Below are 13,208 nucleotides of genomic sequence, written 5' to 3' on the forward strand. Positions count from 1 at the left end.
TCTGCGCTGTTCATCTGCGCGTCGATCCTGGTCTCGGTCTCGTTCGCGCCGATCCTGCTGTCGGCTACCGTGGTCCCGGCGGTCGAGGTGGCGCGGCCGATGCCGCTGCGCGCGCTCTTCAAGGGCTCGCCGCTGGGGACGGTCGGGATTTTCCTGCTGGGCAGCGTCTATGCCACGCAATCGGGCATGGGCGCGGTCTTCGGCACCAAGATCGGCATGAGCCCGTCGCAGATCGCCCTGTTCGTGGCGATGCTGTTCGCGGGCGCGCTGGTGCTGCAATATCCGATCGGGTGGCTGTCGGACCGGATCGACCGGCGCAAGCTGATCCTGGGTCTGGCGGTGCTGGGCGGGGCGGCCTGCGTACTGGGCTGGCTGACCGGCGGCGCGCTCTGGCTGCTGATGGCGGCGGCGTTCCTGGCCGGCGGCGTGACGACGCCGCTTTACGCCCTGTTCCTGGCCTACACCAACGACTCGCTGTCGGCGTCGGACATGCCGGCGGCGTCGGGCGGACTGGTCTTCACCTTCGGGCTGGGCGCCATCGTCGGCCCGCTGGTCACCGGCTGGGCGATGCAGCGGCTGGACCCGTTCGCCTTCTGGCTGGTGCTGGGCCTGACCTTCGCGGCGATCGCGCTCTACGCCCTCTACCGGATGACCCAGCGGAGCGTGACGCCGACGGACGCGACCGAGAGCTACCTCAACGTGCTGCCGACGGCCTCGCCGGTGGCGGTCGAGGCGGCGGGCGACTGGGCGCAGGAACAGGCCGAAGCCGGGCGCGAGGCGGAGGCGACCTGACCGCCCGCGCCGGTGTCCCATCGTGGGACATGCTTGCGACCCAGTAAAATCAATGGCTTGCAGAGACGCTTTAACCTTTCGTCAAGAAAGGCATGCCGGAACTTTTGTCATCTCAGCCTCCGGCTAGCCGCGGATCCGGGGCGCTTTCCGTGCCGTCCGCGCTCGGAACATCGGTCCGCGGCCCTCGTTCTGCAGGAAACCACAGCAGGAGCATGGCCGATGCAGCATCTGGACGACATCTTCGAGCTTTCCCGGCAGACCCCGCGCGGCGCTCTGTCGCCGTGGTTCGACGCCCGGCTGCGCGCGCAGGTCGAGGCCGGGCACTTCCCGTCGACCGAGCGGATGCAGGCGATCGGCCAACGGCTGGTGCAGCAGCTTGCGGATTACCGCGAGCAGGCCGGCGTCTCGACCGCCGTGCTGGGCATGTCGGGCGGCGTCGACAGCGCCGTCACGGCGGCGCTGCTGAAGGCCGCCGGCTGGCGCGTCGTCGGCTACACCCTGCCGATCGAGCAGGACCCCGTCGAGACCGAGCGCGGTGTCGAAGCATGCGAGGCGCTGGGGCTGGAGCACCTGCACATCGACCTGTCCGACCAGTATCGCAGCATGGTCGACGGCCTCGGCGCGCTGCACGAGGACCTGCGCGGCGGCGATACCGCGCCCCTGCGTACCCGGCGCGGCAACATCCGGGCGCGGCTGCGGATGATCACGCTCTACGATCAGGCGCATCGCTGGGGCGGGCTGGTGGCCAGCACCGACAACTTCTCGGAGCTGGGCGCGGGGTTCTGGACGCTGCACGGCGACGTCGGCGACCTCGCACCGGTGCAGTCGCTGCTGAAATCGTGGGAAATCCCGTGGATGGCCCGCGCATACGGCGTGCCCGAACGCACCTGGCGCGCCAGCCCCACCGACGGGCTGGGCATCGGCGAGGGCGACGAGGCGCAGATCGGCGCGACCTACCTGGAATGGGACATCGTGATCTTCGCGGTGCTGGACGCGCTGCAGCGCGATCCGAACCTGAGCATCGACGACATCCCCGAGGCGCTGCAGGCGACGGACGATCCGGCCGCGATGCGCGCGATCGAGACGGTGCTGCACCGGATGCGCGGCACCTGGTTCAAGCGGCTGAACCCGATCGTGCTGGACCACCCGAAGGCCGAGCGCATCGTCATGCTGGACCTGATCGACGACCGGCTGTTCCGCCCGGCCGTGCTGCGCGACGACCGCGCGCTGACGGCGTTCTCGGGCGAGATCGGCATGCTGGGCCAGCGGCTGGCGAACCGGCTGAAGGCGCGCGAGGTGCGCGTGGTCACGGCCGAATCCTGCACCGCCGGGCTGCTGGGCGCGTGCATCGCGTCCACGCCGGGGAGCTCGTCCGCGCTCGAAGGCAGCTTCGTAACCTATTGCCCCTCGATGAAGATCGACGGGCTGGGCGTGCCCGACGCGCTGATCCGCGAGAAGACCGTCTACGATGCCGAGGTGGCCGGCGCGATGGCCCGCGGCGCGCTGGAGCGTGCGCCGGGCGCGGGGCTGTCCATCGCGATCACCGGCGTCGCCGGGCCGACGCCCGACCAGGGCAAGCCGGTCGGGCTGGTCTACATCGCGACGCAGCGCAGCGGGGCCGAGCCGGAGGTGACCGAATGCCACTTCGACGGCCAGCCGCAAGAGATCGTCGCCGCCACGGTGCGCAAGGCGCTGGAACTGGCGCTGGACGCGCTGGACTGAGGCGCCCTGCCCTTCCCGGGCTCAGGCGGTGGCGAGGTCCAGCACTGGGCCGTTCAGCAGCGCGGTGAGCGCGCCGAAATACCCTTCGGATCGGGCGGGCAGCGCCGGGTCCGAGGTGATCGCCACGGCAAGGCCGCGGTCGCGGTTCGCGGCGATGATCTGCCCGCCATAGCCGCGCGCCAGCGCATAGCCGGTGTCGGTGAGGAACCAGCCGTAGCCGTAGGACATGCCCGACCAGGGCGAGCGCGCGCGCGGGCGCAGCGACGCCTCGATCCAGTCGGCGGGGATGACCTGCGTGCCCTCGTATCGTCCGCCGTCGCGCAGCATGCGCGCGATGCGCAGCATGGCGGTCGGGCGCAACGCCATCTCGTTCCCGCCGAGGTAGTAGCCCTGCGGGTCGCGGGTCCAGGCGGGAATCTCGATCCCCAGCGGATCGCCCAGACGCGCGCGGGCGAGCGACAGCAGGCTTTCGCCCGAAGCCTCGGCCAAGGCGGCACCCAGGATGTGGGTCGAGCCGGTGGAGTAGAGCATCCGCCCGCCCGGCTCGGCCACCATCGGCCGGCTGAGCGCGTCGGCCAGCCAGTTGCGCGACGAGACCCAGGCGCCGTAATTGCCGCCCGAGGTGCGCTCGAGCCCGGCGCGCAGGGTCACGAGGTCCTCCATCGTGATCGCGCCCGCGCCGTCGGTCGCGTCGGCGGGCAGTACCGACGGCGCCACCTCGGCCAGCGTGGCGTCGACCGACGCGATCTCTCCGCGTTCGATGGCGGTGCCCAGCAGCAGCGCGACGAGGCTTTTCGAGCAGGACTTGATGTTGGCCAGCCGGTCGAGGCCGGGGCCGCGCGGCGCCTCGGCGAAGATCACGTCGCCGCCGCGCGCGACCTGCAGCGAATGCAGCTGCGGCAGGTCGGCGATGGCGGCGCGCAGGCGGTCTTCCTGGGCGCGCAGGGCGGCCGGCGCGGCAAGCGTCGCGACGGCGGTCAGGGCGAAGGTGCGGCGGTTCATCATGGTTCGACCATGTGCGCGCGGCGCGCCCCAAGTCGAGCGGGCGCGGGTCACAAGGCCGTGGGCGGTTTCGCGGGCGCGTTGTGGCTCAGGCGGCGGGCATGCGCCGCCGCGCCGGACCTCAGGCGGCGGGCATGCCTTTCGGGCGCATCAGGCGCTTCTGCGCGGCGATGCGGAACGGCGCGTTGGGCGCGCCGTAGCCCTTGTAGTCGCCGCGCCGCTCGACGATCTCGAGGAACAGGCCCGCGTGGAAGGGGCGCGAATACATCTGGAAGAAGGCGCCGGTCGCGTCCTCGTCGTAGAGGATGTTGGCGGCGCGGAGCCGGTCGAGCAGCCCGGCGTCGAGGTCGAAACGCGCGGCGAGGTCGTCGTAGTAGTTCGCGGGGATCGGCAGCGCCTTGAAGCCGAGTTCGGCCAGCCGCTCGGCCGCGGCGAAGATGTCGTCGGTGGCGAAGGCGATGTGCTGCACGGCGGCGCCGAGGCTTTCGGCCAGGAACCCGCCCGCCAGCGTGCGGTAGCTTTCGGCGCCGTTCAGCGTCAGCCGCAGCGCGCCGTCGGGCGTCGCCAGCGCCTGGCTGCGCACCAGCCCGTCGGGGTCGATCACGTCGACCATGGGCGCCTTGTCCATCGCCAGCAGCGTGGTCCAGAACAGCGACCACGACAGCATCTCGTCGTAGCTCATGGTCTGGGCGACGTGGTCGATGGCGGAGAGGCCCGCGCCGGTGTCGGGGGCGCCCTCCTCGGTCTCGAACTCGACCTGCCAGACGGTGTCGAGCCCCGAGGCGCTGTCGAGGAAGTGCAGCACCGAGCCGCGCAGGCCCCGGATCGCGGGGATGTCGAGCTCGCCCGGCCCCAGCGGCTGGTGGAACGCCTCGGCCCCCAGGGCGGTCGCGCGTTTGAGCGCGGCGCTGGCGTCGCCGACGGTGATGCCGAGATCGCACACCGACGTGCCGCGGGCGTTGAAGGCGGCGCCGGCGTGGCCCGTCGTCTCGGCGTTCAGCACGATGCGGATGTCGCCCTGCTGCCAGAGCGTCAGCTTCTTGGCGATATGCCGCCCGCGCCGGGTGAAGCCGAGGCTGGCGAGCAGCGTTTCCAGCTGCGCCTGTTCCTCGCCCCGCGTGGCGAATTCGATGAAGGACACGCCCTGCACCTCTGCGCGGGCGGGAAAGACGGGCAGGTCGACGCTGTTTTCCGGCTCGGCCCGGCGGACGTCGTCGGCGAGTGCCACGAGGCTGCGATAGCCGTCGCGCGCCACGGTCAGCGGGCTGCCGCCGCGGAACTGGTCGTTGAAGATCTCGAGGCTGGCGGGCCCGGCATAGCCGGTGGCCGCGACCGCGCGCATGAAGCCCGCGACATCGAGGTCGCCCTCGCCCGGCATGTTGCGGAAGTGGCGCGACCAGTAGAGCAGGTCCATCTCGATCAGCGGCGCGTCGGCCAGCTGCACGAAGAAGATCCGGTCACCGGGGATGGCGCGGATCGTGTCGCTGTCGATCTTGCGCGCCAGCGAGTGGAAGCTGTCGAGGATCAGGCCGACGTTGGGGTGGTCGGCGCGGCGCACCACCTCCCAGGCGTCGCGGTGGTCGTGGATGTGGCGGCCCCAGGCCAGCGCCTCGAAGCCCACGCGCAGGCCGCGTTCGGCGGCACGCTCGCCCAGCTCGGCGAAGTCGTCGGCGGCGCGGTCGATGCCGCCCAGCGATTGCGGATGCACCGACGAGCAGACCAGCACCAGGTCGGTGCCCAGCTCCTGCATCAGGTCGAACTTGCGCTCGGCCCGGTCGAAGGCCTTGCGGCGCAGGTCGCCGGGCAGCCCCTCGAAGTCGCGGAAGGGCTGGAACAGCGTGATCTCGAGCCCGCGCTCGCGGATCATGGCGCCCACCTCGCGCGGGGGGCCGTCATGGGCGATGAAGTCCTGCTCGAAGATCTCGATCCCGTCGAAGCCGGCCTCGGCGATGGCGTCGAGCTTCTCGGGCAGGCTGCCCGAGATCGAGACGGTGGCGATCGAGGTCTTCATGGCGGCATCCGGTCCAGGGGGGGCGCCGGGGATGCCGGCGCGCGTTTCGGGAAGGACACCAGATCGGGCGGCAAGGTCAAGGACGCCGGGCGGCGCGTTCCGGCGGACGGCCCGCCCGGTCGCCTTGTCGTGAGGCGGGCGCGTCGGGTCTTTTCCGATCCCCCGCACGGCGCTATGCAGACGTGACGTCACACGATCCGGAGCGCGCCCCATGACCCTGACCCGACGACGCTTCCTGACCGCCTCGGGCGCGGGGCTGTGCGCGCTGGCGGTGCCGACGCTGGCCCGCGCGCGGGCGATGCCGGTGCTGCAGGCCGGCCCGTCGAGCGCGCAGATCGCGCCCCTGCCCTACCCGGTCACGCCGGTCTGGGCCTACGGACCCGAGGGCGTGCGCGGCACGATCCCCGGCCCCGAGATCCGCGTGCGCGCCGGCGACCGGGTGCGGCGGCGGCTGTCGAACGGCCTCAGCCAACCGACGGCGGTGCACTGGCACGGCATCCGCATCGACAACGCGATGGACGGTGCGGCCGGGCTGACGCAGGACGCGGTCGAGCCGGGCGACGTCTTCGACTACGACTTCGTCGCGCCCGACGCGGGCACCTACTGGTACCATTCGCACAACCGCAGCTGGGAGCAGGTGGCGCGCGGCCTTGCCGGTCCGCTGATCGTCGAGGAGGCCGAGCCGTGGGCGGGCCTCGAAGGCGCGGCCACGCGCGAGGTGACCTGCGTGCTGGACGACTGGCGCCTGGTCGCCGACGGCGCCATCCACGAGGAGAGCTTCGGCGCGCTGCACGACGCGGCGCATGGCGGGCGGCTGGGCAACACCGTGACGCTAAACGGTGCGTCCGAGACCGCGCTGCCGGTGCGCGCGGGCGAACGGCTGCGCCTGAGGCTGATCAACGCCGCGACCGCGCGGGTGATGCCGCTGCGCATCGACGGCCACGCGGCGACGGTGATCGCGCGCGACGGGTTCGCGACCGCGCCGCAGGCGATGGACGAGGTCGTGCTGGCGCCCGCGCAGCGCGCCGACATCGTGATCGACTGCACCGGGGCGCCGGGTTCGCGCGCGTCGATCCTGCTGGACGCGGGCCGCGGCGAATGGGTTCCCATCGCGTCGCTGGCCTATTCCGGCGAGGCGCCGCTGCCGACGGTCGAGGCGCCGGTGCGCCCCTTGCCCGATCCCGCCTGGCGCGACCCCGACCTCGGCTCGGCGCAGCGCGAGGAGCTGCTGATGGAGGGCGGCGCGATGGGCGGGCTGTCGGGCGCAATGCTGGACGGCACGCGGCTGGACGCGCGCGCGCTGGCGGAAAAGGGCAAGGTCTGGGCGTTCAACGGCATCGCCGGCGGCATGCACACGCGGCTGTTCCGCATCGCGCGCGACCGCACCATGCACCTGACCCTGCGCAACGACACCGCCTGGCCGCACGGCATCCACCTGCACGGGCACCATTTCCAGGTGCTGTCGCGCGACGGCGTGGCCGAGCCCGGCCGGGTGCTGCACGACACGGTGCTGGCCGGCCCGCGCGAGGTGGTCGAGATCGCCTTCGTCGCGGACAACCCGGGCAAGTGGATGATCCACTGCCACATGCTCGACCACCAGGCGAGCGGCATGATGGGCTGGTTCGAGGTCGCCTGAGCCTCAGGCCCCGGCGGGCACGCCGTCGACCAGCACGCCCGTCGGGCGCATGCCCTCGTCGAAGAGCGTGAGGCTCGCGCGCATGCCGGGGCGCAACCCGCCCAGTTCGTGCTGCAGCCCCATGACGCGCGCGGGCGTCTCGGTCGCCATCTGCACCGCGCGGGCCAGCCCGCAGCCGGTCAGCCTGTCCATGCGCCGCACCGCCTGCGCCATCCCCAGATCGGCGCCCGCCAGCGTGCCGGCGGCGTCGGTCAGCCGCCCGTCGCGGCGGTGGATCGTCTTGCCCAGCAGATCGAAGGTGCGGATATCGCTGCCCAGCGGCGCCATCGCGTCGCTGACGAGGAACAGCCGCTCGGGGCCCAGAATCCGCAGCGCCAGCTCCAGGTTGGCGGGGTGCACGTGAACGCCGTCGGCGATGATCCCGGCGCGCAGGCGGCGCGCGGCGAAGGTGGCGCCGACGGTGCCGGGCTCGCGCGGGGTGATCTGCGACATGGCGTTGAACAGATGCGTGACGCCGGCGAGGCCCGCCGCCTCGGCCCGGATCATGTCCGTGCCACGCGCCTCGGTGTGGCCGGCGAAGACGCGGATGCCGGCCTTCGTCAGGCGGTGGATGGCCTGTACCCCGCAGATTTCGGGCGCGAGGGTGACCAGCAGCGGCAGGCCCGCCGCGGAGAGCGTGGCAAGGTCCGCGTCGTCCGGGGGGCGGATCGCCTCGGCCGGATGGATGCCGGGGCGGTCTGGCGACAGGAACGGCCCCTCGAGGTGCAGGCCCAGAAGCGCGGGGATGGTCGCGCGGGCGGTGCGGACGGCGTCGATCGCGCGGGCATAGCGCGTGCCCGCGTCGGTGATGAAGGTGGGCAGGATGTGCGCGGCACCCTCGCGCGCGGCGGCGGCGGCGATGATGCGCAGCGTCTCCGGGTCGGGCGCGTCGTTGAACAGCACGCCGCCGCCCCCGTTGACCTGCAGGTCGATCAGGCCGGGCGTCACGGTGTGCGCCTCGGCCAGCACCGGCAGGTCGCGGCGCGCGTCGGCCAGCGCGGGCGTGTCGGCGATGCGCCCGTCGCGGATGACGACCGCGCGGGCGTGGCGCGCGGTCGCGCCGGTCCCGTCGAAGAGCCGCGCCGCGCGGATGATGCCGTCTGTCATGGTCTCGTCCGTCGAAGCCCCGGCACCGGGCATGCCCGAGGATCGGGCGCGGCGCAAGCGGCGCCGTCACCTGCGGCCGCGGGGGCGCGAGAGGCCCTGCCCCGGGAGATTCGCGGATGGGCCAAGCCCCTGCGCACGAGGATGCCGCGGCGCGCCCCTTGCACCCGCCGCGGGGCTGGGCGACGATGGCGGCTCGCCCTACGTTCGCGCGGGGTACCGATTGCCGCCCAGCGGCCCCGCAAGAGCCATGCCGATGCAACCCTCCTCCGCCGCACATCCCTCAGCGCCCGGGCTTCGCGCCGTGACGCGCCCGGGCACGGACGTGCCGGTGGACCCGCCCGAGGGGCTGCCGCCACCCGAGGATCTGATCGCCTGCCCGGGCTGCGACGCGCTGTACGTGGCGCAGATGCCGGATCCGAAGGCGCGCGCCGTGTGCGAGCGGTGCCACCGCGTGCTGATCGCGCCGCGGCTGGACGCGGGCCTGCGGATCATCGCGCTGACGCTGGCGATCACGATCCTGGTGACGGCGGCGGTGTTCTTTCCCTTCCTGCAGATCGAGGCGGCGGGCTTCGGCAACCGCGCGTCGATCCTCGACGTGGCGACGTCGTTCCGGTCGGGGCTGCTGGTGCTGGTGTCGATCGCCACGATCGCGGTGATCGTGCTGGTGCCGCTGGCGCGCACGCTGCTGCTGCTCTACGTCCTCGTGCCGCTGACGGCCGGGCGCAGGCCCGCGCGCCACGCCCGCGGCGCGTTCCGCCTGGCGCAGGAGATGAAGCCCTGGGCGATGACAGAGATCTTCGCCATCGGCTGCGCGGTGGCGCTGGTCAAGGTCGCCTCGCTGGCGCATCTGGAGTTCGGGCCGGCGTTCTGGATGTTCTCGGTCCTGGTCGTCATCGTGATCGCCAACGACATCTACATGTGCTCGTGGTCGATCTGGAAATCCATCGAGGACGCGGAATGATCACCGCACGCGAGGCCGGGCTGGTCGCCTGCCGGCGCTGCGCACGCGCCTGGCCCATGGGCACCGACCGCTGCGGGCGCTGCGGGTCGCGGCTGGTGTCGCGCGACACGACCTCGCTGTCGCGGGTCTGGGCGTGGTGGGTCGCGGGCGTGATCTGCTACATCCCGGCAAACCTGTCGCCCATGCTGGTGACCACCACGCTGCTGCAGAGCGAGGAGAACACCATCGTCGGCGGCGCGGTCGAGATCGCGAAGAGCGGCGATTACGGCGTCGCCGCGATCGTGCTGATCGCCTCGGTGGTGATTCCGGTGGGCAAGTTCATCGCCATCGCCTACCTCGCGATCACGGTGGCGCGGCGCAGCGCGCGCGGGCCGCTGGCGCGGTTCCGGCTGTACGAGGTGGTCGAATTCATCGGCCGGTGGTCGATGATCGACGTGTTCGTGGTGGCCATCCTGTCGGCATTGGTGCAGCTTTCGGTCGTGGCCTCGATCCGGCCAGGGCCCGCGGCGCTGACCTTCGCGCTGTCGGTCATCTTCACGATGCTTTCCGCGCAGTCCTTCGACACGCGCATGATATGGGACCCGCCCCGGCGGCGGGACAGAGACGACGCATGACGCAGACCCCCGACCCCGTTCCGATCCGCTCCGAAGGCCGCGGCTCCGGCATCTCGCTCGTCTGGCTGGTGCCGATCGCGGCGCTGGCCGTCGCACTGGGGGCCGCGTGGCGCAACTATGCCCAGCAGGGGCCGCTGATCACCGTGACCTTCGGCAACGCCGCCGGCGTCAGCGCCGACGAGACCGCGCTGCGATTCCGCGACATCACCGTCGGCATCGTCGAGGAGGTCGGCTTCTCGGAGGACCTGAACCAGGTCGAGGTGACGATCCGTCTGGATCAGGAGATCGCGCCCTACGTGGACGCGGAGGCGCGCTTCTGGGTGGTGCGGCCCGAAGTCACCGCGCAGGGGGTGACGGGCCTCGATACGGTGCTGTCGGGCGTCTACATCCAGGGCGCCTGGGACGGCACGATCGGCGCGCCCGAGGAGGTGTTCCAGGGGTTCGATTCCGCGCCGCTGGTGCGGGCCGGCGAAGAGGGCGTGACGTTCCGCCTGCGCTCGGACGAGGGGCTGCCGGCCGCCGAGACGCCGATCCTGTTCAAGGGCGTTCAGGTGGGCCGCGTCGCCGGCGCCGAAATCATGCCCGACGGGCTGACGGTGCAGTCCGACGCGGTGATCCTGGCGCCCTACGACGCGCTGGTGACGGCGTCGTCGCGGTTCTGGGACATCTCGGGCTTCTCGCTGTCGCTGGGGGCCGAGGGCGCGGGGCTGGACTTCACCTCGCTGTCGTCGCTGATCTCGGGCGGTGTGACGTTCGAGACGCTCGGCTCGGGCGGGCAGCCGCTGGTCGAGGGGATGGTGTTCGAACTGCACCCCGACGCCGAGGCCGCGCGCGAGGATTTCTTCCTCGAGGGCGAGGGCACGACCGTCGACATGATGATGGTCTTCGACGACAACCTGGCCGGCCTGCGCGCCGGCGCGCCGGTCGAGCTGGGCGGGCTGCGCATCGGCGAGGTGGTGACGATCTCGGGGCTGGTCGACGAGGAACGCTTCGGCGACAGCGAGGCGCGGCTGCTGGCGACGCTGCGGATCAACCCCGCGCGGATCGGTCTGCAGGACGACGCGGACCAGGACGCGCTGATCGACTTCCTGAACACCCGCGCCGCCGACGGGCTGCGCGGACGGCTGACCAACGCCTCGCTTCTGACCGGCGGTCTGAAGGTGGAACTGGTCGACATCCCCGGCGCGGGGGCCGAGCAGGTCGACGCGACGGCCGAGCCCTACCCCGCGATCCCGACCGCGCCGGCCTCGGTCACCAACGTGGCGGCGAGCGCGCAGGGCCTGCTGTCGCGGGTCGACGCGCTGCCGGTCGAGGAAGTGCTGGAGAACGCCATCGGCCTGATGGCCGACGCGCGGGCGGTCATCGGCTCGGACCAGGTGCGCGAATTGCCCTCTGAGGTGTCGGACATCCTGGCGCAGCTGCAATCGGCCTCGGCCCGGGTGGACGGGCTGCTGGAGACGCTGGAACAGGAGCAGGCGGCGCAGGCGCTGGTGCGCGCGATCGACACGCTGGCCGACACCGCCGACGCGCTGCCGCCGCTGGTGGACCAGGCGCGCGGCGTGCTCGAGACGGTACAGACGCTGCCGCTCGAGGACTTGGTGCGCCAGGCAAACGACGTGCTGGCCGCCGCCGAGACGCTGCTGGATTCCGACGCGACGCGCGCGATCCCGCAGCAGGTGACCGACGCGCTGGCCGAGGTGCAGGAGACGCTGGGCGCGGTGCGCGCCATCGCCGGCGCGGCCGAGACGCAGGCCCTGCCGGGCGAGGCGCAGGCGCTTCTGGCCGAGTTGCAAAGCGCCAGTGCCCGCATCGACGCGCTGCTGGCGCAGGTCGAGGAACAGGACACCGTGGGCGCGGTCACCGCCGCCGTCCGCGACCTGGGCGAGGCCACGAGCGGGCTGCCGGCGCTGTCCGAACAGGCCAGCGCCCTGCTGGAAGAGGCGCGCGCCCTGCCCCTGCAGGACCTGGTGCGCCGCGCCGACGCGGTGCTGGCCTCGGCCGAGACGCTGATCTCGGACGAGAGCACGCGGGCCGTGCCGGCCGAGGTGAACGCCGCGCTGGAGGAGTTGCGCCAGACGCTGTCGTCGATCCGCGCGATCGCGTCGAACCCGCAGACGCAGGCGCTGCCGGCGCAGGTCTCGGGGCTGGCGGCGGATCTGCAGGCGGCCGCCGCGCGGGTCGACGCGCTGCTGGCCGAGGTGCAGGAGCGCGACGTGGTGGGCCGCGTGATCGCCGCGGTCGAGGACGTGGAAACCGCGGCCGCCGGGCTGCCCGAGCTGACGCAGCAGGCCAACGCGCTGCTGCGCACCGCGCGCGAGCTGCCGCTCGACGCGCTGACGCAGCGGGCGTCGACGCTGGTCGCCTCGGCCAACGCGATTCTGGGCCAGGAGGCAGCGCAGGACATCCCGGCCGAGCTGAACGGCGCGCTGTCGGCCCTGCGCGAGACGCTTCAGACGCTGCAGGACGGCGGACTGGTCGACAACGCCAACGCCACGCTCGCCTCGGCGCGCGAGGCGGCCGAGGCGCTGGCCGAGGCCAGCCGCTCGCTGCCGGACCTGGCCACGCGGCTGGGCGCGGTCGCCGACCAAGCGGGCACGACGCTGGAGGGCTACAGCCGCAACAGCCAGTTCTCGCGCGACCTGCAGGGCGCCATCCGCCAGATCGAAAGCGCGGCCGAGGCGGTCGACCGGCTGGCCCGGCAGATCAGCCGCGATCCTTCCTCGCTGATCCAGGGACGATGAAACAGGGACGATGACCATGATCCGCACCACGATTGCCCTGCTGGGGCTGAGCCTCGGCGCCGCCTGCGGCGGGCCCGACATCCGCTTCGCCGCGCCCGCGTCGGTCCCGTCCGAGCGGATCGCCTCGGTCTACGACCGGATCGAGGTGATCCAGGTGGGCCTGCCGATCTACGCCACCACCGAGGAGATCGTGTTCCAGGACGCGACCGGGGCGATCACCCCGACCGAGGCGCTTTGGGCGGACGAGCCGGCGCGCGCGGTGACGCTGCAGCTGTCGCGCGACCTGGCCGCGCTGACCGGCGCGCTGGTGGCGCCCGAGCCCTGGCCGTTCCGCGACTTTCCCGACGCGCAGGTCGACGTGCGGGTCGAGGATTTCGTCGCCACCGCGGCCGGGACCTTCGTGCTGACCGGCCAGTACTTCGTCGCCCCCGAGGAAGAGGCGCAGGGACCCGACCGGGCGGTGCGCTTCTCGCTGTCGGCGCCGATCGTGGGCGAGGCCGGCCCGCGCGCCATCGCGGCGGCGCGCAACGCGGCCGTCACGCAACTGGCGCAGCAGATCGCGGCGAACGGGCTACGGTAGCGG

At 72.6% G+C, this 13,208-nt stretch carries 10 protein-coding genes; 7 read left to right on the forward strand and 3 right to left on the reverse strand.

Translation table 11 applies throughout. The annotated features are described in order from the left end of the window. Positions 1–792: MFS transporter (locus tag ACFDTC_RS07070; protein WP_375258181.1), on the forward strand; the 792-nt coding region annotated here is incomplete at its 5' end. A 219-nt stretch (positions 793–1,011) separates the two neighbouring features. Next, on the forward strand, positions 1,012–2,514 hold the full coding sequence (gene nadE, locus ACFDTC_RS07075) for an NAD(+) synthase (RefSeq protein WP_375258182.1): 1,503 nt from the start codon (positions 1,012–1,014) through the stop codon (positions 2,512–2,514). Positions 2,515–2,535: 21 nt separating this feature from the next. Here the strand turns inward: nadE and ACFDTC_RS07080 are convergent, their stop codons facing one another. Next, positions 2,536–3,519 (reverse strand): serine hydrolase domain-containing protein, encoded by a 984-nt coding sequence (locus ACFDTC_RS07080; RefSeq protein ID WP_375258183.1) that lies wholly within the window; start codon positions 3,517–3,519, stop codon positions 2,536–2,538. A 118-nt stretch (positions 3,520–3,637) separates the two neighbouring features. Next, entirely contained in the window at positions 3,638–5,527 is a 1,890-nt protein-coding gene (locus ACFDTC_RS07085; protein WP_375258184.1) for a bifunctional sugar phosphate isomerase/epimerase/4-hydroxyphenylpyruvate dioxygenase family protein, read from the reverse strand. Positions 5,528–5,738: 211 nt separating this feature from the next. Between ACFDTC_RS07085 and ACFDTC_RS07090 the strand changes: the two genes are divergently transcribed. Continuing rightward, positions 5,739–7,163: a multicopper oxidase family protein gene (locus ACFDTC_RS07090; protein ID WP_375258185.1), complete on the forward strand. Its 1,425-nt coding sequence runs from the start codon at positions 5,739–5,741 to the stop codon at positions 7,161–7,163. A gap of 3 nt (positions 7,164–7,166) precedes the next feature. Here ACFDTC_RS07090 and nagA read toward each other — a convergent pair whose 3' ends face one another. Further along, complete coding sequence (gene nagA, locus ACFDTC_RS07095) at positions 7,167–8,309, reverse strand: N-acetylglucosamine-6-phosphate deacetylase (RefSeq protein ID WP_375258186.1); 1,143 nt, start codon at positions 8,307–8,309, stop codon at positions 7,167–7,169. Between the two features lie 253 nt (positions 8,310–8,562). Between nagA and ACFDTC_RS07100 the strand changes: the two genes are divergently transcribed. Genes ACFDTC_RS07100 through ACFDTC_RS07115 form a run of 4 tightly spaced genes read left to right on the forward strand, consistent with a single transcriptional unit; the run spans position 8,563 to position 13,205 of the window. Beyond that, entirely contained in the window at positions 8,563–9,270 is a 708-nt protein-coding gene (locus tag ACFDTC_RS07100) for a paraquat-inducible protein A (RefSeq protein ID WP_375258187.1), read from the forward strand. After that, positions 9,267–9,884: a paraquat-inducible protein A gene (locus tag ACFDTC_RS07105; RefSeq protein ID WP_375258188.1), complete on the forward strand. Its 618-nt coding sequence runs from the start codon at positions 9,267–9,269 to the stop codon at positions 9,882–9,884. Before ACFDTC_RS07100 ends, ACFDTC_RS07105 begins: the two co-directional genes overlap by 4 nt. Next, positions 9,881–12,625, forward strand: coding sequence for an MlaD family protein (locus tag ACFDTC_RS07110; RefSeq protein WP_375258189.1), 2,745 nt, complete (start codon positions 9,881–9,883; stop codon positions 12,623–12,625). The genes ACFDTC_RS07105 and ACFDTC_RS07110 overlap by 4 nt, the downstream gene beginning before the upstream one ends. Positions 12,626–12,641: 16 nt before the next feature. Next, positions 12,642–13,205 (forward strand): membrane integrity-associated transporter subunit PqiC, encoded by a 564-nt coding sequence (locus ACFDTC_RS07115; RefSeq protein ID WP_375258190.1) that lies wholly within the window; start codon positions 12,642–12,644, stop codon positions 13,203–13,205. Positions 13,206–13,208 lie beyond the last annotated feature (3 nt).

It is taken from the genome of Citreimonas sp. (genome assembly GCF_042096055.1).
Taxonomy (GTDB): Bacteria; Pseudomonadota; Alphaproteobacteria; order Rhodobacterales; family Rhodobacteraceae; genus Citreimonas.